The sequence below is a fragment of the Qipengyuania xiamenensis genome (genome assembly GCF_019711495.1).
Classification (GTDB): Bacteria; Pseudomonadota; Alphaproteobacteria; order Sphingomonadales; family Sphingomonadaceae; genus Qipengyuania; species Qipengyuania xiamenensis.
Map to the genome: position 1 here is coordinate 246,354 of NZ_JAIGNM010000001.1, position 25,170 is coordinate 271,523.

Below are 25,170 nucleotides of genomic sequence, written 5' to 3' on the forward strand. Positions count from 1 at the left end.
ATAGCGCCCTCCGCTGAATTGAGATTCACGAACAGGAAGCTTTATGTCCGACCGGCCCTACATCGTAGGCAATTGGAAAATGCACGGAACGCGGGCAATGCTGTCCGAAGCACGCGCGATCGACCGCGCGGCCCAGCGTTACATGAAGGCGGAAGTTGCCGTAGCGCCGCCCTATACGCTTATCCACGCTGTGCACCGCGAAGCCGAGCAGATCGGCGTTGGCGCGCAGGACTGCCATCCGGGCGTAGACGGCCCGCACACCGGCGATATTTCGGCAACGATGCTGGCGGACGCCGGCGCGAAGTTCGTGATCCTCGGCCATAGCGAGCGTCGCGGCGACCACCGCGAAACCAACAAGCTCATCAACGAGAAGATCGAAAGCGCGCTGGAAGCCGGCCTGCGCATCATCCTGTGCTGCGGCGAAAGCCTCGAGACGCGCGATGCAGGCGAGGCCGAGGCATTCGTTCTCAAGCAGCTCAAGGCGAGCCTGCCCAAGATCGACGATGCCGCCGAGCGCCTTACCGTTGCTTACGAGCCGATCTGGGCGATCGGAACGGGCCGCACCGCGACAGCCAAGGATATCGCGGCGATGCACAAGGCCATCCGTGGGCTGCTCGACGAGACCTATGGTGAAGAAACCTCTGCCCAGGTGCGCATCCTTTACGGCGGTTCGGTCAATCCCGACAACGCTCGTGAAATCCTCTCGACCGAAGAAGTCGGCGGTGCCCTTGTTGGCGGCGCCAGCCTCAGCGCGGAAAGCTTCCTCGGCATCGTGGTCGCAGCTTCGGAAACCGAAGAGGCCTGAACCTTGCCGTTTTGACGCATCGCGCCTAGATGCGCGGTGCACACAGTAACACGATTGAGTTTGCACCCATGTTCCTCTTTTTCACCGTCCTCCAGGCGATCGTCGCTGCCGCACTCGTGGCGGTAATCCTGATGCAGCGTAGCGAAGGCGGTGGCCTTGGCATCGGTGGCAGCCCCAGCGGCATGATGAGCGCGCGTGGTGCGGCCGACTTCCTCACCCGTTCGACCAAGTGGTTGGCAGTCCTTTTCGTCGTGCTCTCGATTGTACTGGCTGCAATGGCTGTCGAGGGTGCTGGCGGAACGGTGGACACCACGCTCGGCGGTGACGCGGATACAGCTCCTGCTGCGGATTACGATCCGCTTGGCGGCGCGCCCGCTGCACCTGCCGGCGGTGCAGAACCGGCAACTCCGTCGGACGATCCGCTGGCCGAATAGGCCTCCCGGACAAACAAATTCGCAAGCGCCTTGTGGATGGCGTGCTTTTTTGCGCGCCTTTTCCCTTGCGCCGACTCAACCCCCACGCTTAAGGCCCGACTCCCATGGCGCGGTATATTTTCATCACCGGCGGCGTGGTCTCCTCGCTTGGCAAAGGTCTCATGGCAGCATCGCTTGCTGCCCTCCTCCAGGCGCGTGGCTACAAGGTCCGCATTCGTAAGTTCGATCCCTACCTCAATGTCGATCCGGGTACGATGTCCCCGTATCAGCATGGTGAGGTCTATGTGACTGATGACGGGGCGGAAACCGACCTCGACCTCGGCCACTACGAGCGCTTCACCGGCGTCTCGGCGCACCAGGGCGACAACATCACCAGCGGCCGGGTCTACCAGCAGATCATCGCCAAGGAACGCCGCGGCGATTACCTCGGCGCGACTGTGCAGGTCGTTCCGCACGTCACCGACGCGATCAAGGAATTCGCGCTCGCCGGACAGGACGACCACGATTTCATCCTGTGCGAGATCGGTGGCACGGTCGGCGACATCGAGAGCTTGCCCTTCATGGAGGCCATCCGCCAGCTGAGGAACGAACTCGAGCCAATGCAGTCGCTCAGCGTCCACGTGACGCTGGTGCCCTACATTGCGGCCGCAGGTGAGCTCAAAACCAAGCCGACACAGCACTCTGTGCGCGAACTGGCGAGCCTCGGTATCAAGCCCGACGTGCTCCTATGCCGCGCCGAGCATCCCATTCCCGATGGCGAGCGCCAGAAGATCGCCAACTTCTGCAACGTGCGCAAGGAAGCCGTCATCCCGGCGCTCGATGCGCCTTCGATCTATTCGGTCCCGCTGCAATATCACGCGGAAGGCCTCGATACCGAGGTCCTGCGCGGCTTCGGCATCACCGATGCGCCCGAACCGGACCTGTCGCGCTGGTACGATGTCGTTGATCGTCACTCCAATCCGGAAGGCGAAGTGACCATCGGCGTAGTCGGCAAATATGTCGGCCTGCAGGATGCCTACAAGTCGCTCAACGAGGCGCTTGTCCACGGCGGTATGGCCCACCGTGTGAAGGTCAACATCAAGTGGATCGACGCCGAAGTTTTCGAGCAGGACGATAGCGATATCGCCGCCCAGCTCGAACCGATGCACGGTATTCTCGTGCCCGGCGGTTTTGGCGAGCGCGGAAGCGAAGGCAAGATTGCCAGCGTCCGCTTCGCCCGTGAACGCAAGGTCCCGTTCCTCGGTATCTGTCTCGGTATGCAGATGGCCTGCATCGAGGGTGCCCGGAATGCCGGTTTCGACAAGGCAAGCTCGACCGAGTTCGGAGCGACCAGCGAGCCGGTTGTCGGCATCATCACCGAATGGATGACCGAAGAAGGTCTCCAGAAGCGCGAAGCGGGCGGTGACCTTGGTGGTACGATGCGCCTTGGTGCTTATGACGCGAAGCTGGCTGCCAACAGCCATGTATCGTCGATATATGGCGGCGTGACCGAAATCGAGGAACGCCACCGCCACCGCTACGAGGTGAACGGCAAGTACATCGAACCGCTCGAAAAGCAGGGCCTGATCTTTTCTGGCATGTCGCCGGACGGCTTACTGCCCGAAATCGTCGAGCGATCGGATCATCCCTGGTTCGTCGGCGTCCAGTTCCACCCGGAACTGAAGTCGAAACCCTTTGATCCGCACCCGCTTTTTGCCGGATTCATCGGTGCTGCACTCGAGCAGGCGCGTCTCGTCTAAAAAAATTTCGGCAAAGCGCCGGACCGTAAACGATTGTAATTGTTACATCGGCTTTTCGCACCTTGTAATGATGCGACAGGACCGGCGCGCACCCACCCGCGCCGTCCCTTTATCTTTTGATATATCTGTTGCAGAACGCAACTGGCTCGGGGGCGCCGAAGTCCTTGAGTCGCGTAATATTTTTCGCTGCGCACGCCAGCGGTGGGGCTTGTCTCGAACCCGGTTGTCTTCTGCGACCCGGACGACCGAATTCGAGGCTTGGCGGCGCTAGTCGTCGCGAGGGCGGATCTCCTTGGAGGTCCGCCCTCTTTACGTTGTCAGATTGTCGGAAATGTGCAGGCCTAGGCGACGGCGCTGTCACTATCCTTCTTGTCGCCCTCGATTACTTCGAGCGGCTTCTGGTCGCCGATCATGATCTTCTTGGGCTTCATGGCATCGGGAACCTCGCGGACGAGGTCGATCACCAGCATGCCATCGCGCAGGTCTGCATTCTCGACGCGGACATAATCCGCAAGGTCGAAGCGGCGCTCGAACCCGCGATTGGCAATACCGACATGCAGCATCTCGCCATCGGGCTGGTCGTCGCGCTTGCGTCCCTGGATCGTCAGCAGGTTCTGCTGCGCGGTGATATCGAGGTCTTCAGCACGGAAACCGGCGACCGCAAGCGTGATGCGGTACTGGTCTTCGTCACGACGCTCGATGTTGAAAGGGGGGTAGTTGTCGCCGCCGGCGTTGCGCGCCTGGCGTTCCATCAGGTCGAAAAGGCGATCGAACCCGACGGTGGAACGACGATAGGGGGTAGTGTCAAAACGGTTCATCGAAACAAATCCTCCTGTGAGCAATTTGAGTATGTAATGGGAGCCCGTAAGCGGCGCTCCCGCATCACCGCACCATGCGGCGACAGGACCAAGATAGGCGCTTGCCAACGGCATTCAAGCGCTCCAGACACGGCCGAGACCAGAGGAAATTTCATGAGCCAACCGCATATCGATATCTACACCAAGTTCGGCTGCGGATTTTGCTATCGCGCCAAGGCGCTGCTCGACCAGAAGGGCGCGCTTTACGAGGAACATGACATCACCATGGGCGGCCCCAGGCGTGATGAAATGCTCGAACGAGCGCCCAATGCCCGCACCGTTCCGCAGATCTTCATCGGCGACACCTATGTGGGTGGTTCCGACGAGCTCGCCGCACTTGAGCGCGAGGGCAAGCTCGACCCGCTCCTTGAGGGCTGAATGACACGCATCGCCGTTCTGCAAATGACATCGGGCATCGATCCCGAGCGGAACTTTGCCACCATTAAAGATGCCGCCAGCAAGGCGAGCGAGGGCGGGGCTGAAATGCTCTTCACGCCCGAAATGTCGCTGCTCCTCGACCGCGATCGAAAGCGCGCTGCCCCTTCGATCGAACGTGCCGAAGGCGAATTTGCCGGCCGTCTTGCCCAGCTCGCGGTCGACACCGGATTGCATCTGGCCATCGGTTCAATGGCTGTAGCCCTGCCGGATGGGAAATGGGCCAACCGCTCGTTCGTTTTCCCGCCGGAGGAGGGGACAGAGCCGACGACATACGACAAGATCCACATGTTCGATGTCGATCTGGATACCGGCGAAAGCTGGCGGGAATCCAATGCTTACCAAGCAGGCACCGAAGTCGTGACGCTGGAAGATACTCCGGTCGGAAGGCTGGGGCTCGCGATTTGCTATGACATGCGTTTCCCGGCCCTGTTCGAGGAACTGGGCGCGAGGCGCTGCGATACGATCGCCATCCCGGCAGCCTTCACCGTGCCGACCGGCAAAGCGCATTGGCACACCCTGCTACGTGCCCGTGCAATCGAGGCGAGCGCTTTCGTAGTCGCGGCAGCGCAAGTGGGCGACCATGAGGATGGTCGTCAGACCTATGGGCATAGCCTGGTGATCGACCCCTGGGGCGAGGTTCTTCTCGATATGGGCGGAGATGAGCCGGGATTGGGTTTCGTCGACATCGACCTGTCCCGAATTTCGGAAGTGCGAAGCCAGGTCCCGAGCCTTGCGAACCGCCGGAAAATCGCCAAATAGCCCAGCATGATCGTGTTCGACCTCCACTGCGACAATGGCCATCGATTCGAAGGTTGGTTCGGCTCGTCCGCCGACTATGAGAGCCAGCGCGAACGCGGGCTGGTCGATTGTCCGGAATGCGGCAGCAAGACCATCGGCAAGGCACCGATGGCGCCTGCAGTGGGAGCGAAAGGCAATACGAAGGATACGCCCAAGGCCAGTAAGGAAGCCCAGCTTTCCAATGCCCCTATGCCCCCGCAGGTCGAAGAGGCATTGAAGCAGCTGGCCAAGGCGCAGGCCAAGGCGCTCGAGAGCAGCACATGGGTGGGCGAGAAGTTCGCCGATGAAGCCCGCTCGCAGCACTATGGCGAGAAGGAAGAGGCTCCGATCCACGGCAAGGCTACCAAGAAGGAAGCCGAGGAACTGGCTTCCGAGGGGATTTCGGTGGCGCCGATCCTTTTCCCGATCGCAGAACCCGATAAACTCAACTGATTGTTTCTGCGGCGCGAGCCGCTATAGCGTGCGACCGGGGCGCCCGTAGCTCAGTCGGATAGAGCACCAGATTCCTAATCTGGGGGCCACAGGTTCGAATCCTGTCGGGCGCACCATTTTCCCTATCTGCCGAGCCCTGTCCCCAGCCAGCAAAGGCTGGAAAGGACTGTCGTGGACATCACGAGCAGGGCACAAACGCCGGCCCAACCGGCCATGTCGTAAACCGCAGTGCCGAGGAAGCTCCCGATGCCCCCGCCGATAAACATGATTACGACATAGGCCGTGGTCAGGCGGGTCCTGAGATCAGGGGCCAGCGAGAGGAACGTCATCCTGCCGGTAACATCGACGCCCGGCCCAACGAGATTGACGAGAACGAGCGGAACCACGAGCCCCCAGACCGACCCACCGAGCGGGTAGAACAACGAAATGCCTGCCAGCTGAACCAGGGCGAGGATGAAGCGTGCCTTTCGCGGCCCGACCTTGTCGGCCCAGCGTCCCAATCGTGGTGTCGAAAGGATACTGACCGCGGCAAGGGCGGCGAGATAGCCGACAACGTCCGTCCCGTAATTCATGGGTGGCGCCGTCAGATAGAGGGCGAGTGCAAGCCACAGCGCGATGAACTGGGCGAAGTTTAGCGCCTGGATTGCTCCGGAAAGGAGCACTTCCGGGTGCTTCCTCGCGATGCCGAAGACGGAAATGACCAGCGGCCAATAAGGTACGCGCGCGGATTCGCGTTCACCGCCTTCCATCAGGCGAGGCAGTGCCACGGTGACTGCGATCATGAGGCTGGTGGCAATCCAGTAAACGGTTCTCCACCCGTAATGCTCGGCCACCCAACCTGCTCCGACACGTGCGACGAGGATGCCGAGGATCACACCGGCCGTGAGCAGCGCAGTTACCTGACCAAGCCTCTCGGGAGCGACCCGCTTCGATGCGTAGGCAGGCAGCAGGTAGGGCGCGATGGTGAAGAAGCCGAGAAGGGTCGACCCTGCGGTAAACCCTGAAAAGCCCGGAGCGACCGTCATCAGGGCCAGCGACGCTGTCTGCCCGGTCGCGAAAATTATGGTCAGGCGCTTGTTGGAATAGCGATCCCCCAAGGGAAGGAGCAGCAGGATACCGACCGCGAGGGCCAGCTGGTTCAAGGCTGGGACGATGCCGATCCGGGTGTCGGTGACGCCGAAATGGTCGGCGACATCCCCAATGATCGGATGGATGTAATACGCGTTCGCAGTGACGACCGCGGCCGCAACAGCAAGAAGATATTCCTGTGTGCGGCTCAGCCGTCCATGTTCGTTCACTTCAGGTGACCAGCCTTGCGCGCCATGTCGATCACGCCCTGCGAAAGCGCCTCGGCCTGGTCTTCCTGACAGAAGTGTCCGCAAGGGCTGAGCGTTCGGTGATCAAGGTCGGCAGCCCCGGCTATCCGCTCGATCAGGAATTTCTCGCTTCCCTTGGTGATCGGGTCTTCGTCGCCGAACAGGGTCAGGAACGGCTTGTCAAAGGCGGCGAGGGCAGGCCACGCCGCCTTGTTGTCCTCGACGCCGGGCATTCCGTCCTCCACCGGAACGAGGGCCGGAAAGGCCCTTGCGGCTGCCTTTGAAGGTTCGTCGGGGAAGGGGGCGTCGTAAGCGGCAATTTCCGCCTCGGTCAGGGGTGTCTGGGTTGCTCGGTCGAGCAGCGGACCGATCTTGAAGTCGGGAGATGTCTTCGCAAATTCCCGCCATGCGAGGAATGCGGGCGAGGGCGTTCCACCTGCCGGGAGGAAGGTGTTGCTCGCCACCACGCAGGTGAAAAGGTCCGGATCGTGGGCAACGATGCGCAGGCCGAGCAATCCGCCCCAGTCTTGGCAGAACAAGGCTGCCGGACGCGGTTCAACTGCGGCGCGCCATTGTTTCAGCCAGGCGACGTGGCGGGCGTAGGTGAAGAATTCGATGTCGTCGGGCTTGTCGCTCTTCCCGAAACCGATCAGGTCCGGGGCGAGAACGCGGAAACCGGCATCGGCAAGGATCGGGATCATCTTGCGGTAGAGAAAAGACCAGCTCGGTTCGCCATGGAAGAGGAGCACCGGCGGCGCAGATTTGTCGCCCTCGTCGACGTAGTGCTGCCGTGCGGTCTGCCCGTTGCCGAGATCGATCTCGATCCAATTTTCGGCAAAGGGATAGTCCGGAATATCCTTGAAGCGTTCCGGCGGTGTCTGCAGAATTTCCATGCCTTCTCTCCCTCGGCGCAAATCGGGCGGTGCAGGGGAACGCCCCCGTACCTCCGTTTCTGTTTGCAACCTTTAGGGCGTCGGCTTGCTGCTGTCACCTAGGGTGCTGACCGGGACAGTTTCCTTGAAGGTATGGGTGACGTAGGGGAACGGGATCTCGATGCCCGCCTCATCAAGGGCAGCCTTGATCGCACGCACGACCTTGTCGCGGGTTTCCCACTTGGAGCGCGGGGTCGAACCCGCCCACCAGCGGACCATGAAATCGACCGAGCTGGAATTGAATTCCTGCGCGAAGATATCGATGCCCTTGGTGGCCAGAACGCCATCGCAATTCTCGACTGCGCGACGGATGACGTCGGCAGCATGATCGAGATTGGTATCGTAGGAAACGCCTATCACCACGTCGTGACGACGCTGGTCCTGATCTGTCAGGATTTCGACGGGATTCTTGAACAGGATCGAATTCGGGACAACCGTCAGTTCGCCGGAAAGCTTGCGGACGTGGGTTTCGCGCAGGGTAATATGCTCCACCTTTCCGGTGATCCCCTCGCATTCGATGATGTCCCCGATCCGCATTTTCTCGCGCAGCATGATGAGGATGCCGGCGAAGAAATTCTCGAAGATGTCCTGAAAGGCGAAACCGATCGCGACTGCACCGATACCGAGGCCGGCAAGGAGGCTTGCGAGCGTGAGGTCGGGCATGACGACGATGGCAGCGACGAACAGGCCGATGATCCAGATCGTCAGACGCACAAGCGTGTCGACAAGGTTCTTCAGGCTCGTCCGGATTTCGGTACGACCGACGATCATATCCGAAATGCGGACGGCAAAGCGCGCCACGATCCAGGTAATCAGGACGATGAACAGCGCAATGGCGAGGCTGGGCAGGGTCGCGATGAACCCTTCGCCCATTTCCTGCAGCTGGCCGCGCAGTGTATCGATGTAATTCACGCAAAACTCCCTTTGCGTGGCAACGTTGTGCACCGCAGCAGGTTCCTTAAGCGCTGAAAAACACGCCTAGCGCGAATTAACCGAGACCATGTTCCTTGCGGGCAAGCTCGTGCAGCCAGTCGGCGTGGCGCGGGGCCTTCTTCGTCTCGCTCCATTCATCGAGCATCACCGGAGCTACGCGTTTCAGTTCTGCATACTGTTCGTCAGTACCGATGTCGGCTGCGAGCTCGACGCGGTGGCCGTTCGGATCGAAGAAATAGATCGATTTGAAGATGCCGTGGTGCGTCGGGCCGAGTACGTCGATGCCGAGGCTTTCGATATGCTCCTTGGCTGCGACCAGTTCCTCTTCGCTGCCGACCTTGAAGGCGAGGTGCTGGACCCAGGCAGGCGTATTCTCGTCGCGGCCCATGTCCTTCTGGTTGGGCAGCTCGAAGAAAGCCAGGATGTTTCCGTTACCCGCGTCGAGAAAGACGTGCATGTAGGGATCGTATTCCCCGGTCGACGGCACGTGGTCTTCTGCAAAGGCGGTGGTGTATTCCATGCCGAGGACCTTGCCGTACCATTCGACGGTTTCCTTGGCGTCCTTGCAGCGGTAGGCGGCGTGATGGACGCCGCCCAGCTTCACGGGATGATCGGCAACATTGCTCATTCGGCAGGTTCCTTCTCGGCTACTTCGAGCACGCCGCGCTTGATCTGGTCGCGTTCCATGCTTTCGAACAGGGCCTTGAAATTGCCTTCGCCGAAGCCTTCATCGCCCTTGCGCTGGATGAACTCGAAGAAGACCGGGCCGACCTGCGCTTCTGCGAAGATCTGCAGCAGCAGGCGCGGCTGGCCGCCTTCGGTGGTGCCGTCGAGCAGGATGCCGCGCATCTTTAGTTCGTCGACCGGCTCGCCGTGGTCGGGCAGACGTTCGGCGAGCATCTCGTAATAGGTTTCGGGCGGGGCGGTCATGAACGGCACGCCCAGATCCTTGAGGTTGTCCCAGCACTTGACGAGATCGTCGCAGATCAGCGCAATGTGCTGGATACCTTCACCGTTGAATTCGCGGAGGAACTCCTCGATCTGGCCCTTGCCGCCGTCGCCTTCCTCGTTGAGGGGGATGCGGATCTTGCCGTCCGGCGCGGTCAGCGCCTTGGAGGTCAGGCCGGTATATTCGCCCTTGATGTCGAAGAAGCGGATTTCGCGGAAGTTGAAGAGCGTCTCGTAGTAATCCGCCCAGTACTTCATGCGGCCGTTATAAACGTTGTGGGTGAGGTGATCGATTACGTTGAAGCCGGCACCCTTCGGCCACTTTTCGACGCCGTCGAGATACTCGAAATCGATATCGTAGATCGATAGGTTGTCCTCGCCCTTCTCGGCATAACGGTCGATCAGGTAGACAATTGCTCCGCCAATGCCACGGATGGCCGGAATGCGCAGTTCCATCGGGCCGGTTTCCACCGTGACGGGCTCCGCGCCACGCTTGAGAAGTTCTTCGTAAGCCTGTTTCGCGTCACGGACACGGAAGCCCATGCCGCAGGCCGAGGGGCCGTGTTCGCGAGCGAAGAACCATGCGGCGCTGCGTGGTTCGTAGTTGAGGATGAGATTGATGCCACCCTGGCGCCAGAGGTGCACGTCCTTCGAGCGATGCGTCGCTACATGCGTAAAGCCCATGGCTTCGAACACCGGCTCGATCTTCCCCTTTTCGGGCGCACAAAATTCGACGAATTCAAAGCCGTCGAGACCGATGGGGTTTTCGAAGAGATCAGGCATTGGGTTCCTCTGAGTTCAATATAGTTTCAATGGAAACCAAATATGGGAAAGGCCACCGAGTGTCAAGGTTGCAACGGGCGGGCAGGGCAAGCGGTCCCACACACGCGACAGGCAGAAGTTTTCCCCTTGCACGCGGGGGTTAACTGTGATTCTGTATTGTTTATGGCGCGGAAGGGCAGACTCGATCTCGGACGGAAGGCGAAGACGACGCAGAATGCGGCGCTCGTTGTGCTGCTCGTTCTTGGCGGTCTCGGGATAGCCGGCCCCTCCGGATTACTCGCCTGGAGCGAGAACTTGCGCCTGCTCGACCAGCGTGAGGCGCAGCTCGAAGCACTGCAGAAAGAAAAGGCGGCCTTGGAAAACAAGGTGGCGCTTCTGCATCCGGACCATGCCGATCCGGACATGGTCGGCGAACTGCTGCGCAGCCAGCTCAACGTCGTCCACCCCGACGAAGTCGTCATCAAGCTCGACGACTGATCGGGCGCAACCCCGCTTTTCCGTAAGGTTTTCGTATGCAAGAGGCGCGCCCCGTTGCGCTGCCAGCTAGCCTGTGCCTATAGGCGCGGGCAGAGAGAATTCCCCGTAAGGAAAAGGGACAAGAAATCTTGGCCAAGGCCCCGAAAAAGAGCGCTGCTCGCAGCCCCGCAGAAAACCCCGAATTCGCGCTTCACTCGCTCCAGGAAGAGTTCGAGAAGAACAAGCGCTTCGATGCGTCGACCGAACAGATGCAGTCGTTCTACGAACAGATGCTGCTTATCCGCCGTTTCGAGGAACGCGCTGGCCAGCTTTATGGCCTCGGCCTGATCGGCGGTTTCTGTCACCTCTATATTGGACAGGAAGCGGTCGCTGTCGGCCTGCAGTCTGCCTTGAGCGAAGGCCTCGACAGTGTGATCACCGGTTATCGCGACCATGGTCACATGCTCGCCTACGGTATCGATCCCAAGGTCATCATGGCCGAGCTCACCGGCCGCGAAGCCGGCATTTCGAAGGGCAAGGGCGGGTCGATGCACATGTTCTCGACCGAGCATAAGTTCTACGGCGGCCACGGCATCGTCGGCGCGCAAGTCGCGCTTGGCGGCGGTCTGGCGCTTGCACACCAGTACAATGAGGACGGCGGCCTGTGCCTGGCCTATTTCGGTGACGGTGCAGCCAACCAGGGTCAGGTCTACGAGACCTTCAACATGGCAGCGCTCTGGAAGCTCCCGATCGTCTTCGTGATCGAGAACAACCAGTACGCCATGGGCACTGCGGTCAGCCGCTCCTCTGCCGAAACCGAATTCTACCGCCGCGGCACCGCGTTCCGGATCCCGGGCATGAAGGTCAACGGCATGGATGTGCTCGAAGTGCGCCAGGCTGCCGAAATCGCCTTCAAGCACGTTCGTGAGGGCAGGGGCCCCGTCCTCATGGAGTGCGAGACCTATCGCTATCGCGGACACTCGATGTCCGACCCGGCCAAGTATCGTACCCGCGAGGAAGTGCAGGATATGCGCGAACATCGCGATCCGATCGAAGGACTGAAGAAGACCCTGATCGAACAGGGCAGCAGCGAGGACGACTTGAAAGCCATCGACAAGGACATCCGCAAGGTTGTGAGCGAAGCGGCGGACTTCGCCGAAAACTCGCCCGAGCCGGATCCGAGCGAACTCTACACCGATGTTCTGGTGGAGGAGTACTGAGCCATGGCTATCGAACTCAAGATGCCCGCGCTGTCGCCCACCATGGAGGAGGGCACGCTCGCCAAGTGGCTCAAGCAGGAAGGTGACGAGATCGTCGCCGGTGACATCATTGCCGAGATCGAAACCGACAAGGCGACGATGGAATTCGAAGCCGTAGACGAAGGCACGCTCGGCAAGATCCTGGTGGCCGAAGGCACCGAGAACGTGGCTGTCGGCACCGTGATCGCCATGCTTGCGGGCGAGGTAGAGGACATCTCCGAAGCCGCCTCGGCAGCCCCCAAGGACGATGTTCCGGGCGAGGGCAAGGATGTCGGACGTCCCGAAAGCTCGGGCGGCGGCAGCGAAGCTGAAATCGCGAAGCCGGCGAAGAAGACCGGCGTCAAGGATCCGGAAATCCCGCACGGCACCAACATAGCTACCGTCACCGTCCGCGAAGCTCTTCGCGATGGCATGGCCGAGGAAATGCGCCGCGACGAGCGTGTCTTCGTGATGGGCGAGGAAGTCGCCCAGTACCAGGGCGCCTACAAGGTCACGCAGGGCCTGCTCGACGAATTCGGTCCCAAGCGCGTGATCGATACGCCGATCACCGAATACGGCTTTGCCGGCATCGGTACGGGCGCGGCGATGGGCGGCCTACGCCCGATCGTCGAATTCATGACTTTCAACTTCGCCATGCAGGCGATCGACCACATCATCAACTCGGCCGCAAAGACGAATTACATGTCGGGCGGCCAGATGCGTTGTCCGGTCGTGTTCCGCGGGCCGAACGCCGCGGCAAGCCGCGTCGGTGCACAGCACAGCCAGAACTATGGACCATGGTACGCCAGCGTCCCCGGCCTGATCGTGATCGCTCCCTACGACGCATCGGATGCGAAGGGCCTGATGAAAGCGGCAATCCGCTGCGAGGACCCGGTGGTCTTCCTCGAGAACGAGCTCGTCTACGGCCGCAGCTTCGAACTGCCCGAACTCGACGATCACGTCCTGCCGATCGGCAAGGCCCGCACTATGCGCGAAGGCTCGGACGTGACCATCGTTGCCTACTCGATCGCTGTCGGCCTTGCTCTCGAAGCGGCAAAGCAGCTGGCGGAAGAAGGCATCGATGCGGAGGTTATCGACCTTCGCACACTGCGCCCGCTCGATAAGGAAGCAGTGCTCGAGAGCCTCAAGAAGACCAACCGCATGGTTATCGCCGAAGAAGGCTGGCCGACCTGCTCGATCGCGTCGGAAATCGTCGCGATCTGCATGGAGGAAGGCTTCGACCACCTCGACGCTCCGGTCACGCGTGTCTGCGACGAGGACGTGCCGCTGCCCTATGCAGCCAACCTCGAAAAGCTCGCGCTGATCGACACGCCCAAAATCGTGAAGGCGGTCAAGAAGGTGTGCTACCGCGACTGAGACGCGGAAAAGCGATAAGAAAAGGGCCGGAGCTGCAATCGCAGTCCCGGCCCTTTTTCTGTTCGTGCTTGCCGATTCTATTCGTCGATAACGAAGATCGGCCGCGAGAAGGTGAGTTCCTTGCTGGCGAAATCCACCAGCGGGAGGATGTCGGGCGGCGTGTAGGTGATCGTGATCGTCTTCTCGAACGTTCCGTGCACGCGGGGCGTTGCGACTGGGACGACGGTCACCTGGACGGTATCCTGCAGACTGTACGGCGCCGATTTGGCGATATCGAGAGCCTTGGTCTTGATCGCGTCATCGGTGACGGTGCGTTCGTTCATGTACTCGACGACCGCATAGCGCGCAGTATCCGAAGCGACGCCTCGCATCGAATTGTAGGCCTGCATGCTGATGCCGACCTGGATTACGCCGATGAACATGCCGATGATGACGGGTGCGAGCAGGGCAAACTCGATGATCGTCGAGCCTTGATCGTCACGGCGGAGCTGTTTCAACAGAGCGCTCACGAGATCTGAACCCTTCGACGAATATCGTAGGAAACCGTGTCTCCGATGCCGAAATCCTTCCAGATCGGATCGTAAGTGTCCCAGATATTGATATGAATAAATTCGGAAATAACGGCGCCGGTCGGGCACAGCGTGATATCGGTCACGAGCGAAGCGTCGGAATTGCAGCGGTAGCGAATTTCCAGTCGCACCTGACCTGCAGGCAGGCCGGTCGAGGTTTCGATTACCTGCTCGACGGTATTGATTTCACTTTGCTCGTCGGGCGTGTTCGCAAGCACGATTGCTGCGGCTTCTGCCACGGCGACCTGCAATTCGTTGTGTCGCGAGACGATACGGCTCGCCTCGAAGCTGCCGAACGCCATGACCGCGAGCACGGGTACCACGATCGCGGTCTCGATGACCACGGAGCCAGCCTCGTCCTTGCCGAACGATCCGAATTTGCGAAGGAGGCCGCTCACAGGACGAGCCTCACACGGGTACGGCCTTCACCTACGACGATGTCATGGGTCTTGCCGGCAGGGCACAGCGTGGTGAGATCGGCGCTACCGCTGATCTGTAGCGTCTTCGATGCGACCATGAGGCATTCTGCGGTAGCACTCATCGTACCAGCCATCGTCAAATCGCTGTTCGGCATGTAGACGACGCCGTTGAGGTCGAAGTTGGCGTTGCCGGTGATCTTGCTGCCCGTAGAGCCCGGAGAATTGGGATCTTCGAAGATCAGCATGTTCTCCATTTTGTCGGCATCATCAGCCGACACGCCAACGGCGATCAGCTCGGTCTTGGTCATCGGGGTCAGGTAAACACCACCACCGCCGTTGATATCGACCGAAGCTCCGTTCTTCAGCACAAACATGACACCGGTGCCGGTGATGTTCACGCCGCCGTTGATCTTCAGCGTACCGCCATCGATCACATAGACGCCACCGGCCAGGTTGACGTCACAAGCGATGTCGAAGTTGGTGTATGTTCCCGGCTGCAGGTCGTTGTTCGCCGAAAGCTGGACCTTGTTGCTGTAGCTGAAACGAGACGTCGTGATGCGCTCGATATAGATCTTGTCAGGGCCACTACCTGCAATCTGGGTTAGATTGTCCTTCACCGGTGATTGCGTGTAATCCACCGGCTCTGCGGTGAAGAGGGCACCTGCATTGATTGCGAATTCGATATCGAATGGCGTCTGCGCCCCCGCGCCGTTGTACGCGATTTCGCCTGTAGCTTTGGCTTCGGTCCTGTTTTGCCCGCGATAGTACTTGAAGGTGATGGCGTCGACCTGCCGCTCATCGGCTTGCCAGTTTGCCGTGGCATCACCGCAGTTCACAGTCCGCGGCGTGGGATTGTCAGGTGGGGTCAGTCCTTCCCAAGGATCGATCATATCCTCGTAGTTTTCGACCATGAGAGCGTTGTCGAAAGCGCCCATGCCGTCGTTGATGCCGCCACCTGCGACGACCCAATTGATGTTCTGGGCACCGCTGCTGCCGTTTGTGACGATCGCTTCGTCATGGTTGGATCGGGCCCCGACGCCGCATGCAGCGTCGACCGTTGGACCACCGTTGAACCACATCGTGCGATACGAGGTCGGATCGAGGGAATAGAGGCAGGCGGTGAACTGCTGGGTCGTTTCCCAGGTCGCCTGCGCTTCGACCGCGATGGTCATTCCCTCGTCGATGACGATCTTGGTGAAGGGAAGCTGGGCCGATACGGTCGCTTCCATATATACGCTGTTGTTGCTCGTGCCGTCCCATTCCTCAAGCTCAACGTTGTGGGTCAGGAGGTAGTTCTTGGTGGCAGACAGGTTGATGTAGAATTCCTGGCGGGCGCGCGTCTTATATGCGGAGCCAGTGTCACCATTGCCGCGTGCCCATGCGCCGGCAAGGGCGCCCTGGTCGACCGCGTACTGCGCTTCACGCTTCCACAGGTAATACTGCGCCATATCGACACCAAGCCCTGCCGATCCGAACAGGACAGGCGTGCCCAATGCGACCAGCAGCATTGCGTTGCCGCTGGTATCGGCCTTGAGCCGACGCATCATCTTGGAAAACTGCTTCAGTGCCATGTTGCCCCCGAGGTAAACTCAGTCGTATCGTCCGCAATTAATACGGAGAACCTTCAACAACATGGCGGTGAAGAGTTAACTTCGGGTTTCCACCCACCCTTAAAGCGTCCAACGCTTAAGGAACGGCAAGGCCAGCATTGAACAGGGATACAATGGATAACGGAAAGCAGGACAGGCTGGCCGAATGGCAGGATCTGGCGCTCAGCCATGCCGACGAGAAATTGCGGGCTCCGTTGCGCGACGCGCTGTTGCTGGACCGGCGGCTATCGAGAATCGTCCTGACCGCGAGCGAACCTGCACTGGGCCAGCTCAAATTGGCGTGGTGGCGCGAAGAGTTGAGGAAGGTTTCCGGCGGCCAGCAAAACAATCCGCCGGACCCGCTCCTGGCGGCTCTCGGTAAGTCATGGGGTGGGGATGGCGACGCGCTCTATCTCCTGATCGACGGGTGGGAAGCACAATTGCCGGGGGACGAGGGGGCGCCAGGTGATCCCGGCGCTCTGGCCTCTGGCCGCGGCGAGCTGTTCTCGAAATTGGCATCGCTCGCAGGCCACGCAAAAGCCAGGATGTCAGCTAAAATGCACGGTGCGGCATGGGCCTATGCAGATCTCGCACAAATGCCAGATGGGCAAGGCCGGCGAGCGCTCGATCAAGGGCTGGAGACAGCTTCTTCGCTTCCGTCCCTGCCACGCGATTTGCGCGCTCTCGCCGTTGTCGGTGGGCTGTCCCGAAGGGCCTTGCAGAGGGGCGGAAAGCCGCTGTTCGGCGATCGCTTCAGCCCATTCGCTGCACTAAGGCTAGGAATTATAGGAAGTTAGTTCTACCCATTGCGTCCAGCAAGAAGGGGAACTTGCCGATGAGCCGTATCGTTCTGGGCGCCGTAATAGCGCTCCTTTTTGCCGGAGTTGGCATGTTCTGGTGGCAGGAGCCGGCCGAGGTCGAGGCGGCAGCTACGCCTCCGGCGGCCCTCGCTCTTGCCGCAGACGCACCCGATCCCACATCGCTGCCGATTACAGATCCCGGCGATATGGAAGGTCCCGCACCGCCCGAAGCGAGCGAACTTACGAAAGAGCAGCGCCGCTTCTTCCGCTACGATCGCAACCGCGACTGGCGCATCAGGCGCAGCGAAATGCTGTCGACCCGGAGCGAGGCTTTCCGCAAACTCGACAAGGATGGCAATAATCTGCTGACCTTCGAGGAGTGCGCGGTCGCCACCGTGGAGAAGTTCGAAGGTGCCGATGCGAACGGCGACCGGGAGCTTTCTCCCGGCGAGTTCGCCACCACCAAGCCGAAGCCATCCAATTCTCGGCGCTGCGCCTGTTGATCAGGCAGGAACCGGTTCGAGCCGCTCGAGCCAATCGCCGAATTCCTGCTTGGCGCGCGAAGTATAGGCTTCCTTGCGCTGCTTCTTCTTCACTTCGTGAAGCGGCGGGAACAGGCCGAAATTGACGTTCATGGGCTGGAACGTGTCGGCTTCTGCATCTCCCGTGATGTGGGAGAGGAGGGCGCCAAAAGCGGTGGTACGGGGCGGGGGTGTCCAATCCCGACCCGCCAATTCGCTGGCAGCCATCATGCCTGCCATCAGGCCGACTGCCGAACTTTCCACATAGCCTTCGCATCCGGTAATCTGGCCGGCGAAGCGGATATGCTCGCCGCCGCGCAGACGCAGCTGGCGATCGAGGACGAGCGGCGAGTTGATGAAAGTGTTGCGGTGCAAGCCGCCGAGCCGGGCGAATTCGGCGTTCTCAAGACCCGGGATGGTGCGGAAAAGTTCGATCTGCGCGCCGTATTTGAGCTTCGTCTGGAACCCGACCATGTTCCACAACGTGCCGAGCTTGTTGTCCTGCCGCAGCTGGACGACCGCATAGGGCCAGCGGCCCTGCGGATGCTCCTCGGTTTTGTCGTAGGGATTGTCGAGTCCGACGCCCTTCATCGGGCCGTATCGAAGCGTTTCGACACCGCGCGACGCCATCACCTCGATCGGCATGCACCCGTCGAAATAAGGGGTATCGGCTTCCCACTCGCGGAATTCGGTCTTCTCGCCGTCCATCAATCCCTGGTGGAAGGCGAGGTACTGCTCCTTGGTCATGGGACAATTGATATAGTCGCCGTCTTCGTTCGAAGCCTCGGTACGCTTGTTCCAGCGACTCTGGATCCAGCATTTCGACATGTCGATGCTGTCGCGGTGCACGATCGGGGCGATCGCGTCGAAAAAAGCGAGGCGGTCCTGACCGGTCGCGCTAACGATGCTCTCGGCGAGCGACTGGGCAGTCAGCGGACCGGTGGCGACGATGGTCGGTCCGGAAGAAGGGAGGGCCTCGACCTTCTCACGAACGACCGTAACGTTCGGATGCTCCTCGAGCGTTCGCTGGACTTCGGCCGAGAAGACATCTCGGTCGACGGCCATTGCGCTACCCGCCGGAACGCGCGCTTTCTCGCCTGCCTTCATGACAAGGCTATCGAGCCGCCGCATTTCGTGGTGAAGCAGGCCCACGGCGTTCTTGTCGCTGTCGTCGGAGCGGAAGCTGTTCGAACAGACGAGTTCGGCCAGGCCGTCCGTCTGGTGAGCAGGGGTGGTTTCGCCGCTGCCGCGCATTTCGGACAGGCGAACCTTGAAGCCGCGTTGCGCCAGCTGCCAAGCGGCCTCGCTTCCGGCAAGGCCGCCACCGATGATCTGGATGTCATGTGTCATTACGGGCGCCATCTAGTCCCGAGGCAGGCCGCTTGCAACGCTGGCGCAATTGCGCGATGCGAGCGGGATCAGGAGGGAAACCCGAAATGCCCAAGCGCGCTCTTGTCGAGCATCGACCATATCTGCTGCTGAGCCTGCTGTTCGCGGTGACCTATTTCTTCGCGATGGACGGAAAGGTTGGCGGCGCCTGGTTGTCGATCTGGAAGGGAGCAGGGGTCGGATTTCTCGCGATTTATGCTGCCCACCGTGCGAGCGGCCGCGACGGACTGTTGATCGCTGTCTTCCTGTTCCTTTGTTCGCTGGCCGATGTCATTCTGGAATTCAGCTTCATGGGAGGTGGTGCCCTGTTTGCCGTTGCGCATCTGGTGGCCATCGCGCTCTACCTCGGCAATCGCCGGGAGAGGACAACGGGAAGCCAGAAGGCCGCGGGTCTCGCCCTGTTGGTGGGAACACCCCTGATTGCTGCGATGCTGACCTATCCGCTGGACAACTGGCATCTGGTGGCAATCTACGCACTTGTCGTCGGCTCGATGGGGGCATCGGCCTGGACCAGCAGTTTTCCCAGGTATCGTGTCGGGATCGGGGCGATCCTTTTCGTGGTCAGCGACCTCGTGATCTTCGCCCGGGAGGCCGGACACCTGTCGCGCGACATTGCCGAATGGCTCGTCTGGCCAATGTACTACGGCGGACAGTTCCTGATCGCCACGGGGGTCGTCCAGACAATCCGACACCGGTCACATTTGCCGAATACTGCTGCCTAGTGTAAATACGCTGCCACCAGTCATCCTTCGGGCCGCGTTCTTTGAACACACGAAGGAGATGATCATGAAAAAGGCAGCAATCGTATTGGCCGGTGCAGTAGTGCTGGCGGCTTCCCCGCTCTCGGCAGGCGAAGTCGGCGGTAACGGCAGCTATGTGCCGGGCGGTGCCAACGGAGCATCGGAATGCTCCTACTCCGGGCTGAACGAAGATTACAGCGACGGCCTTGGTTTCACCCAGACCTTCGCTGCGGTATTCCGCTTGTTCGGCTTGCATCCGAGGTGGTTCAACCCCGGCGAATTCTGCCGGGGCTAACCGTTCCAGGCGGCGATCGTGGTCCTGTGCAATTCGCGCCGGTAGCCCTCGTAGCCACCGGTCGCTTTGTGCAGGACCGCACGATTGTCCCACATGACGAGCATGCCGTCCTCCCATTGGTGGCGGTAGACGAATTCATCGCGTGACTGCCATTGGGCGAGTTCCGCGAGGAGGGCAATCGCCTCGGCCTGCTCCATTCCCTCGATCCCGATGATGTAGCCGAGGGTCGAGAAGAATCCTTCGATCCCTGTTTCGGGATGCTTCCTGATCAAGGGGTGGGTGCGGCAGTCTCGTGCAGCTTCGCTCGGGCGGATCGCCATGGAGCGTCCTGCGTCCTTTTCGCCATAGGTGCCCTCGGGAGCATAGGCGAGTTGTGCGCTATGTATGGCCGTGAGTTTGCGTAGCTCGTCCTTGCGATCATCGGGAAGGGCAGCAAAGGCCGATTGCTGGTCGGCAAACAGCGTGTCTCCGCCGCGCGGGGGGATGTCGAAAGCCATCAGGCAGGTGCCCGCAGGCGGACGCTCGAGGAAGCTCCAGTCACTGTGCCAGTTTTCCGCGAAAAGCGGGCTGGTTTCCTCCGCTTCCCGCTGGATCGCAGCGATGTGCTCGCGACCGCTGATTGGCTCGAAGAACGGATCCTCCCCGAACCCGCCCATGGCAAGAGTGAAACGCTCGAGCGCATCATCGTCCAAGTGCTGGTCGGGAAAAGCCAGAACCTTGTGCTCCAGCCAGACCTCGCGGATTTCAGCCGCCAGCTCTGCCGGGATCGGTTTAGAAAGGTCGAGCCCGCTCACGCGTGCACCGCACGCCTGATCGCTAGGCTCGACCCTCAGCGTCATCCGCCGGGCTCGCCGTCGATGTTCTTGTCCGAATGAGCCGTGGTATGCGGAGTGGTCTGGTTGAGACCGCCACGAGCTGCGATTTCGTCCTGAACCAGCTCTTCGGCTTCGTTTTCTGGTTCTTCGGTTTCGTCGATCAGTGCAGCGCCGACGATCTGTTCGCCCGTCGCCACATTGAAGATGCGAACACCGGAAGAACCACGACCGGAGATCGAGTAACCCTCGTGGTTTTCGAACCCACCTTCGACCATGTGGCGGAAGTGGATCGGCAAGCGAATGAGCTTCGCCTGGTCGGTAACGAGCATGAGCTGCGAACCGTGCTTCACAGGGAAGCTGGCGACCACCGGGCCGTTACGATCGGGGTTACTCGAGGGTTCACCGATGTTGGTAAGACCCATGCCGCCGCGACCGATGGTCCGGTATTCGTAGGCCGACGAGATCTTGCCGTACCCGTTCGCGGTAAGGGTCAGGATGAACTCCTCGCCCTCGTCCATCTCCGTGACCTTCTCGGCATCGAGAGTGTGCTCGTTCTCGTTGTTCTTCCAGTCTGCCGCACGCAGGTATGCGTCACGGATTTCGGTATCGCGCTCGCCCGCGTCGAGGACCGCCATCGAAACGACTTTCTGGCCGTCCTTCAGCTTCATGCCGCGAACACCGATGCCGGTGCGGCTCTTGGTTTCACGAGCATCGGTCGCCGAGAAGCGGATGGCCTTGCCGGAATCCGACGCGAGGAAGATTTCCTGCTGTTCGTTCAGCAGTTCGACGCCGATGAGGCGGTCGCCACTGCCTTCGACAAAGCCCATGGCGTATTTGCCGTTCGAAGGGACATTGGTGAATGCGTCCATCGAGTTGCGGCGGACCATGCCCTGTTCGGTGGCGAAAACGATGTTGAGGTTCGCCCATTCGTTCTCGTCCTCGGGGAGGGCGAGGACGTTGGTGACCCGCTCATCGTCGCCAAGCGGCAGAAGGTTGACCATCGGCCGGCCCTTGGTCTGCGGACCGCCTTCGGGCAACTTCCAGACCTTCATGCGATAGACGCGGCCCGTATTGGTGAAGAACAACACAGGGTTATGCGTCGAAGTTACGAACATTTCGACGACGGCATCTTCGTCCTTCGTCGCCATGCCGCTGCGCCCCTTGCCGCCGCGGGCCTGTGCACGGAACGTGTCGAGCGGAGTACGCTTGATGTAACCGCCATGGGTGACGGTGACGACCATCTCCTCGCGCACGATCAGGTCTTCGTCTTCGATACCGTCCCAGGCGGGCGCGATCTCGGAAACACGTGGAGTGGCATAGGCCGCCCGGATTTCCTCCAGCTCGCCGCGCATTACGCCGTAAAGCTTTACGCGGTCGGCGAGGATCGAGAGATATTCCTCGATCGAAAGCGACAGTTCCTTGAGTTCGTCCCCGATCTCGTCGCGGCCCAGTGCCGTCAGGCGGTGCAGGCGCAGGTCGAGGATGGCCTTCACCTGGCGTTCGGACAGGCGGTAGGTGCCGCCTTCCTGCTCGGAAGAGGGTTCGATCGCCTCCACCAGCGCGATATATTTCGCGATGTCGCCGATCGGCCATTCCTTGGCGAGCAGGCGAGCGCGTGCTTCTGCAGGCGTGGGAGCGCCTCGGATCATGGCGACTACTTCATCTAGGTTCGAAACCGCCACGACGAGGCCGAGCAAGATGTGCGCGCGGTCGCGGGCCTTGTTGAGCTCGAACTTAGTCCGGCGGGTGATCACTTCCTCGCGGAAGGAGATGAACGCCTGGATGAACTCGCGCAGCGTCAGGACTTCGGGACGACCGCCGCTGATTGCCAGCATGTTGGCCGGGAAGCTCGACTGGGCCGGGGTGTACCGCCAGATCTGGTTGAGCACGACCTCGGGCGAGGCATCGCGCTTGAGGTCGACGACGACACGCACGCCTTGGCGGCTGGATTCGTCGCGAATGTCCGAGATACCCTCGATCCGCTTGTCCTTGGCGGCTTCGGCGATTTTCTCGACAAGGCCGCTCTTGCCGACCTGAAAGGGGATAGAGGTCAGGACGATCGACTTGCGATCACCGCGCCTTTCCTCGATTTCGTGGCGGGCACGCATCAGGATCGAGCCGCGACCCGTGGTGTAGGCCGAGCGGGCGCCCGATTTGCCGAGGATCAGCGGTGCTGTCGGGAAATCCGGTCCAGGGATAATCTCGAACAGCTCTTCGCTCGTGATCGCCGGGTTATCCATATAGGCGAAGCAGCCGTCGATCACCTCGCCGAGATTGTGCGGCGGAATGTTCGTGGCCATGCCGACCGCGATACCGCCGGCGCCGTTGACCAGCAGGTTGGGAAAGCGTGCGGGCAGGACAGTGGGTTCGCGACGCGAACCGTCATAGTTGTCCGCAAAGTCGACTGTATCCTTGTCGAGATCGTCGAGCAGCGAGTTCGCCACGCGAGCCAAACGAGCTTCGGTGTAACGCATCGATGCGGGCGGATCGGGGTCCATCGAGCCGAAGTTACCCTGACCGTCGATCAGCGGAACCCGGAGCGACCAGTTCTGGGTCATGCGGGCAAGCGCATCGTAGATCGCCGCGTCGCCGTGCGGATGGTAGTTACCCATCACGTCGCCGACGATCTTGGCGCTCTTGCGGAACGGGCGACCGGCTACAAAGCCGCCTTCGTTGCTGGCGAAAAGGATACGGCGGTGGACCGGCTTCAGGCCGTCACGCACATCGGGCAGCGCGCGGCTCACGATCACGCTCATCGCGTAATCGAGATAGCTCGTTTTCATCTCGTCGACGATGTCGATGCGAGTATATTCGTCGCCGCCAGGGGGAGGGGTGTCGATCAGGTCGGTTTCGTCAGCCAAAACGCGGTATTTCCGTCTGTTGGTGTTTTATGGACTTCAAGGCATCCACCGTAGGCGAAAGCCCTGTGTCGCGCCACTCGAAGCGGGAACCACACACCCCTTTCATGCGCTTTTTCCACATGTCGATGGCCCTTTTGGGGCTGCCAAGCCTGAACGGCGGGACAGACCCGCATTCAATCGCCATTCAGCGGCTTTCGGCTACAAGAATTTGCAATGAGAACGCAGACACGGCAATGGCGCCGTTTATGCCGTTTTCGAACGTCTCATGCGTTTTTTACCCCATCCACTCTTGGGAGCTTCATAAATGATCTTCACCCGCCTCAATCGGGCCTCGCGCCCCACATCCGCCCTCGCAATGGCCATCGCGCTTGCTGCAGGTGGCATGCTGACCGCGACCGCAATCGAAGCGCCTGCCTACGCGCAGCGCGACAAGAAAAAGAAGAAGGAAAAGGAAGAGCAGGCCGAGTACTCGAAGGAGTTCCTCGCTGCGTACCAGCCGATTGCCGACATCCAGAAGGAAGACGCCCCGGATTACGCCAAGGCAAAGTCGCTCATTCCGGCCATGCTTGCGACCGTTAAGTCGGACGACGAGAAGAATGCTGCTGGCGGCATGATTTTCAACCTCGCCAACGACATGGGCGATGATGAACTGCAGCTTCAGGGCATTGCGATGATGATCGAAAGCGGCAAGCTCGATGCGGCAACGCAGGGCCAGCTGTCCTTCGCTGCTTACCAGACCTATCGCGACATGAACGATGTCGCTAACGCGCGCGCCTCGCTCGAGAACGCGATCGCTGCGAACTACAGCTTCAACGCGACCATGACCGACGGCAGCACCCAGCAGTTCGGCCCGGACCGCATGCGCTGGCTGATTTCGGACCTGTACTTCGACCAGGGCAACTATGCCGAAGGTCTCAATTACCTTTCGGGCCTGATCGAAGCCCGCAAGGCTGAAGGTGGCGTGGTTCCCGAAACCTGGGTGCGTCAGGGACTGGCACAGGCTTACGAAAATAACCTGACAAGGGACGCCATCAAGTACGCGGCTTACCTCGTTGAGTCGTATCCGAGCGATGTCGCCTGGGGCGATGCCGTGATCATCACGCTCAACGGCAACAACTACGAAAACCCGGAAGTTCTCGACCTCCTGCGCCTGTCGCGCCGCACCGGTGTCTACAACGACCAGCGCGTGCTTTCGGAATATGTCGAAGTCCTCGACCCGCGCCGTTACCCGGGTGAAGTCGTTGCCGTCATCGACGAAGGTTTCGCCAGTGGCATTGCCGACAAGACCGATCCCTATCTGATCGAGACGCGCAGCGAAGCCGCTGGCCGTATCGCCGGTGACAAGGCCGACCTGCCCAACCTCGCAAGCGAAGCCCGTTCGCCGAGCGCGGACGTCAAAACCCTCGTGGTCGCTGGCGACACCTTCCTCAGCTACGACCAGCCGGCCGAAGCGGAAGAGTTCTATGCCAAGGCGCTGACGATGGCAGGTGTCGAAACTCCGATGGTCCTGACCCGTCTTGGCATCGCCCAGTACGATCAGGGCAAGTACGCCGAAGCTATCGAAACTTTCGGCAAGGTCGAAGGCGCACGTCGTGACCTCGCCAACCTGTGGGCGATCCATGCGGCTCAGAAGGGCGCGATGTAAGCTCTAGGAGCACCAAAGAAAAAGGCGGCGCGGTTCCCCCG

Annotated in this window: 26 protein-coding genes and 1 tRNA gene; 15 read left to right on the forward strand and 12 right to left on the reverse strand. The window is 60.7% G+C overall.

Annotation, left to right across the window (positions count from 1 at the left end; all coding sequences use genetic code 11):
- The first annotated feature begins 43 nt into the window (after positions 1 to 43).
- The 3 genes from tpiA to pyrG all read left to right on the forward strand — a co-directional run bounded on the left by tpiA (position 44) and on the right by pyrG (position 2,978).
- Positions 44 to 805, forward strand: a complete 762-nt coding sequence (gene tpiA / locus K3165_RS01235; RefSeq protein ID WP_221547061.1) for a triose-phosphate isomerase — start codon at positions 44 to 46, stop codon at positions 803 to 805.
- A gap of 68 nt (positions 806 to 873) precedes the next feature.
- Positions 874 to 1,239, forward strand: coding sequence for a preprotein translocase subunit SecG (gene secG / locus K3165_RS01240; RefSeq protein WP_221547062.1), 366 nt, complete (start codon positions 874 to 876; stop codon positions 1,237 to 1,239).
- A 104-nt stretch (positions 1,240 to 1,343) separates the two neighbouring features.
- Complete coding sequence (pyrG, locus tag K3165_RS01245) at positions 1,344 to 2,978, forward strand: CTP synthase (RefSeq protein ID WP_221547063.1); 1,635 nt, start codon at positions 1,344 to 1,346, stop codon at positions 2,976 to 2,978.
- Between the two features lie 341 nt (positions 2,979 to 3,319).
- Here pyrG and K3165_RS01250 read toward each other — a convergent pair whose 3' ends face one another.
- Positions 3,320 to 3,796 carry an Hsp20 family protein gene (locus K3165_RS01250; RefSeq protein ID WP_221547064.1) on the reverse strand — a complete coding sequence of 159 codons (477 nt, stop codon included), beginning with the start codon at positions 3,794 to 3,796 and terminating at the stop codon, positions 3,320 to 3,322.
- A 153-nt stretch (positions 3,797 to 3,949) separates the two neighbouring features.
- Between K3165_RS01250 and grxC the strand changes: the two genes are divergently transcribed.
- From grxC to K3165_RS01270, 4 genes are all read left to right on the forward strand, one after another.
- Complete coding sequence (gene grxC, locus K3165_RS01255; RefSeq protein WP_221547065.1) at positions 3,950 to 4,213, forward strand: glutaredoxin 3; 264 nt, start codon at positions 3,950 to 3,952, stop codon at positions 4,211 to 4,213.
- Positions 4,214 to 5,032, forward strand: coding sequence for a carbon-nitrogen hydrolase family protein (locus tag K3165_RS01260; protein ID WP_221547066.1), 819 nt, complete (start codon positions 4,214 to 4,216; stop codon positions 5,030 to 5,032).
- Positions 5,033 to 5,038: 6 nt separating this feature from the next.
- Positions 5,039 to 5,503 (forward strand): DUF1178 family protein, encoded by a 465-nt coding sequence (locus K3165_RS01265; protein WP_221547067.1) that lies wholly within the window; start codon positions 5,039 to 5,041, stop codon positions 5,501 to 5,503.
- Positions 5,504 to 5,542: 39 nt separating this feature from the next.
- Positions 5,543 to 5,619 (forward strand) — tRNA-Arg (locus K3165_RS01270).
- Positions 5,620 to 5,625: 6 nt separating this feature from the next.
- Here K3165_RS01270 and K3165_RS01275 read toward each other — a convergent pair.
- The 5 genes from K3165_RS01275 to hppD form a co-directional block, all read right to left on the reverse strand.
- On the reverse strand, positions 5,626 to 6,801 hold the full coding sequence (locus K3165_RS01275; RefSeq protein ID WP_221547068.1) for an MFS transporter: 1,176 nt from the start codon (positions 6,799 to 6,801) through the stop codon (positions 5,626 to 5,628).
- The gene (locus K3165_RS01280) at positions 6,798 to 7,712 is read right to left on the reverse strand and encodes a haloalkane dehalogenase (RefSeq protein WP_221547069.1); all 915 of its coding nucleotides are present in this window, start codon (positions 7,710 to 7,712) and stop codon (positions 6,798 to 6,800) included. Before K3165_RS01280 ends, K3165_RS01275 begins: the two co-directional genes overlap by 4 nt.
- 72 nt (positions 7,713 to 7,784) lie before the next feature.
- Positions 7,785 to 8,663 (reverse strand): mechanosensitive ion channel family protein, encoded by an 879-nt coding sequence (locus K3165_RS01285; RefSeq protein WP_221547070.1) that lies wholly within the window; start codon positions 8,661 to 8,663, stop codon positions 7,785 to 7,787.
- A gap of 76 nt (positions 8,664 to 8,739) precedes the next feature.
- Positions 8,740 to 9,312, reverse strand: coding sequence for a VOC family protein (locus K3165_RS01290; RefSeq protein WP_221547071.1), 573 nt, complete (start codon positions 9,310 to 9,312; stop codon positions 8,740 to 8,742).
- The gene (hppD, locus tag K3165_RS01295; RefSeq protein ID WP_221547072.1) at positions 9,309 to 10,415 is read right to left on the reverse strand and encodes a 4-hydroxyphenylpyruvate dioxygenase; all 1,107 of its coding nucleotides are present in this window, start codon (positions 10,413 to 10,415) and stop codon (positions 9,309 to 9,311) included. Before hppD ends, K3165_RS01290 begins: the two co-directional genes overlap by 4 nt.
- 162 nt (positions 10,416 to 10,577) lie before the next feature.
- On the opposite strand from hppD, the gene K3165_RS01300 reads away from it, so the two are divergent.
- The 3 genes from K3165_RS01300 to K3165_RS01310 all read left to right on the forward strand — a co-directional run bounded on the left by K3165_RS01300 (position 10,578) and on the right by K3165_RS01310 (position 13,486).
- The gene (locus K3165_RS01300) at positions 10,578 to 10,892 is read left to right on the forward strand and encodes an FtsB family cell division protein (protein WP_221547073.1); all 315 of its coding nucleotides are present in this window, start codon (positions 10,578 to 10,580) and stop codon (positions 10,890 to 10,892) included.
- Positions 10,893 to 11,020: 128 nt separating this feature from the next.
- Positions 11,021 to 12,091: a pyruvate dehydrogenase (acetyl-transferring) E1 component subunit alpha gene (gene pdhA, locus K3165_RS01305; protein ID WP_221547074.1), complete on the forward strand. Its 1,071-nt coding sequence runs from the start codon at positions 11,021 to 11,023 to the stop codon at positions 12,089 to 12,091.
- A gap of 3 nt (positions 12,092 to 12,094) precedes the next feature.
- Positions 12,095 to 13,486 carry a pyruvate dehydrogenase complex E1 component subunit beta gene (locus K3165_RS01310; protein ID WP_221547075.1) on the forward strand — a complete coding sequence of 464 codons (1,392 nt, stop codon included), beginning with the start codon at positions 12,095 to 12,097 and terminating at the stop codon, positions 13,484 to 13,486.
- 77 nt (positions 13,487 to 13,563) lie between these two features.
- On the opposite strand, the gene K3165_RS01315 is transcribed toward K3165_RS01310, so the two are convergent.
- Genes K3165_RS01315 through K3165_RS01325 form a run of 3 tightly spaced genes read right to left on the reverse strand, consistent with a single transcriptional unit; the run spans position 13,564 to position 16,045 of the window.
- Entirely contained in the window at positions 13,564 to 13,983 is a 420-nt protein-coding gene (locus K3165_RS01315) for a TadE/TadG family type IV pilus assembly protein (RefSeq protein WP_221547076.1), read from the reverse strand.
- Positions 13,984 to 13,991: 8 nt separating this feature from the next.
- On the reverse strand, positions 13,992 to 14,453 hold the full coding sequence (locus K3165_RS01320; RefSeq protein ID WP_221547077.1) for a TadE/TadG family type IV pilus assembly protein: 462 nt from the start codon (positions 14,451 to 14,453) through the stop codon (positions 13,992 to 13,994).
- Positions 14,450 to 16,045: a TadE/TadG family type IV pilus assembly protein gene (locus K3165_RS01325; RefSeq protein WP_221547078.1), complete on the reverse strand. Its 1,596-nt coding sequence runs from the start codon at positions 16,043 to 16,045 to the stop codon at positions 14,450 to 14,452. Before K3165_RS01325 ends, K3165_RS01320 begins: the two co-directional genes overlap by 4 nt.
- Positions 16,046 to 16,197: 152 nt before the next feature.
- On the opposite strand from K3165_RS01325, the gene K3165_RS01330 reads away from it, so the two are divergent.
- Positions 16,198 to 16,860, forward strand: a complete 663-nt coding sequence (locus K3165_RS01330) for a squalene/phytoene synthase family protein (protein ID WP_221547079.1) — start codon at positions 16,198 to 16,200, stop codon at positions 16,858 to 16,860.
- A gap of 38 nt (positions 16,861 to 16,898) precedes the next feature.
- Positions 16,899 to 17,366 (forward strand): EF-hand domain-containing protein, encoded by a 468-nt coding sequence (locus tag K3165_RS01335; protein WP_221547080.1) that lies wholly within the window; start codon positions 16,899 to 16,901, stop codon positions 17,364 to 17,366.
- Here the strand turns inward: K3165_RS01335 and trmFO are convergent, their stop codons facing one another.
- On the reverse strand, positions 17,367 to 18,734 hold the full coding sequence (trmFO, locus tag K3165_RS01340) for a methylenetetrahydrofolate--tRNA-(uracil(54)-C(5))-methyltransferase (FADH(2)-oxidizing) TrmFO (RefSeq protein WP_221547081.1): 1,368 nt from the start codon (positions 18,732 to 18,734) through the stop codon (positions 17,367 to 17,369).
- A gap of 86 nt (positions 18,735 to 18,820) precedes the next feature.
- On the opposite strand from trmFO, the gene K3165_RS01345 reads away from it, so the two are divergent.
- Positions 18,821 to 19,495, forward strand: a complete 675-nt coding sequence (locus K3165_RS01345) for a lysoplasmalogenase (protein ID WP_221547082.1) — start codon at positions 18,821 to 18,823, stop codon at positions 19,493 to 19,495.
- Between the two features lie 64 nt (positions 19,496 to 19,559).
- Complete coding sequence (locus K3165_RS01350; protein WP_221547083.1) at positions 19,560 to 19,808, forward strand: hypothetical protein; 249 nt, start codon at positions 19,560 to 19,562, stop codon at positions 19,806 to 19,808.
- Here K3165_RS01350 and K3165_RS01355 read toward each other — a convergent pair.
- On the reverse strand, positions 19,805 to 20,647 hold the full coding sequence (locus tag K3165_RS01355; protein WP_221547084.1) for a TauD/TfdA dioxygenase family protein: 843 nt from the start codon (positions 20,645 to 20,647) through the stop codon (positions 19,805 to 19,807). The genes K3165_RS01350 and K3165_RS01355 overlap by 4 nt on opposite strands.
- Entirely contained in the window at positions 20,644 to 23,484 is a 2,841-nt protein-coding gene (gyrA, locus tag K3165_RS01360; protein ID WP_221547085.1) for a DNA gyrase subunit A, read from the reverse strand. Before gyrA ends, K3165_RS01355 begins: the two co-directional genes overlap by 4 nt.
- Before the next feature lie 304 nt (positions 23,485 to 23,788).
- Here gyrA and K3165_RS01365 point away from each other — a divergent pair, with 304 nt between their 5' ends.
- Complete coding sequence (locus K3165_RS01365) at positions 23,789 to 25,129, forward strand: tetratricopeptide repeat protein (RefSeq protein WP_221547086.1); 1,341 nt, start codon at positions 23,789 to 23,791, stop codon at positions 25,127 to 25,129.
- Positions 25,130 to 25,170 lie beyond the last annotated feature (41 nt).

Excerpts from the sequence above, each read along its gene's own strand:
- tpiA (WP_221547061.1), top strand. The coding sequence starts at position 44 with ATGTCCGACCGGCCCTACATCGTAGGCAATTGGAAAATGCACGGAACG.
- secG (WP_221547062.1), top strand. The coding sequence starts at position 874 with ATGTTCCTCTTTTTCACCGTCCTCCAGGCGATCGTCGCTGCCGCACTC.
- pyrG (WP_221547063.1), top strand. The coding sequence starts at position 1,344 with ATGGCGCGGTATATTTTCATCACCGGCGGCGTGGTCTCCTCGCTTGGC.
- K3165_RS01250 (WP_221547064.1), bottom strand. The coding sequence starts at position 3,796 with ATGAACCGTTTTGACACTACCCCCTATCGTCGTTCCACCGTCGGGTTC.
- grxC (WP_221547065.1), top strand. The coding sequence starts at position 3,950 with ATGAGCCAACCGCATATCGATATCTACACCAAGTTCGGCTGCGGATTT.
- K3165_RS01260 (WP_221547066.1), top strand. The coding sequence starts at position 4,214 with ATGACACGCATCGCCGTTCTGCAAATGACATCGGGCATCGATCCCGAG.
- K3165_RS01265 (WP_221547067.1), top strand. The coding sequence starts at position 5,039 with ATGATCGTGTTCGACCTCCACTGCGACAATGGCCATCGATTCGAAGGT.
- K3165_RS01280 (WP_221547069.1), bottom strand. The coding sequence starts at position 7,712 with ATGGAAATTCTGCAGACACCGCCGGAACGCTTCAAGGATATTCCGGAC.
- K3165_RS01290 (WP_221547071.1), bottom strand. The coding sequence starts at position 9,312 with ATGAGCAATGTTGCCGATCATCCCGTGAAGCTGGGCGGCGTCCATCAC.
- hppD (WP_221547072.1), bottom strand. The coding sequence starts at position 10,415 with ATGCCTGATCTCTTCGAAAACCCCATCGGTCTCGACGGCTTTGAATTC.
- K3165_RS01300 (WP_221547073.1), top strand. The coding sequence starts at position 10,578 with ATGGCGCGGAAGGGCAGACTCGATCTCGGACGGAAGGCGAAGACGACG.
- K3165_RS01310 (WP_221547075.1), top strand. The coding sequence starts at position 12,095 with ATGGCTATCGAACTCAAGATGCCCGCGCTGTCGCCCACCATGGAGGAG.
- K3165_RS01325 (WP_221547078.1), bottom strand. The coding sequence starts at position 16,045 with ATGGCACTGAAGCAGTTTTCCAAGATGATGCGTCGGCTCAAGGCCGAT.
- K3165_RS01330 (WP_221547079.1), top strand. The coding sequence starts at position 16,198 with ATGGATAACGGAAAGCAGGACAGGCTGGCCGAATGGCAGGATCTGGCG.
- K3165_RS01335 (WP_221547080.1), top strand. The coding sequence starts at position 16,899 with ATGAGCCGTATCGTTCTGGGCGCCGTAATAGCGCTCCTTTTTGCCGGA.
- trmFO (WP_221547081.1), bottom strand. The coding sequence starts at position 18,734 with ATGACACATGACATCCAGATCATCGGTGGCGGCCTTGCCGGAAGCGAG.
- K3165_RS01345 (WP_221547082.1), top strand. The coding sequence starts at position 18,821 with ATGCCCAAGCGCGCTCTTGTCGAGCATCGACCATATCTGCTGCTGAGC.
- K3165_RS01350 (WP_221547083.1), top strand. The coding sequence starts at position 19,560 with ATGAAAAAGGCAGCAATCGTATTGGCCGGTGCAGTAGTGCTGGCGGCT.
- K3165_RS01355 (WP_221547084.1), bottom strand. The coding sequence starts at position 20,647 with ATGACGCTGAGGGTCGAGCCTAGCGATCAGGCGTGCGGTGCACGCGTG.
- K3165_RS01365 (WP_221547086.1), top strand. The coding sequence starts at position 23,789 with ATGATCTTCACCCGCCTCAATCGGGCCTCGCGCCCCACATCCGCCCTC.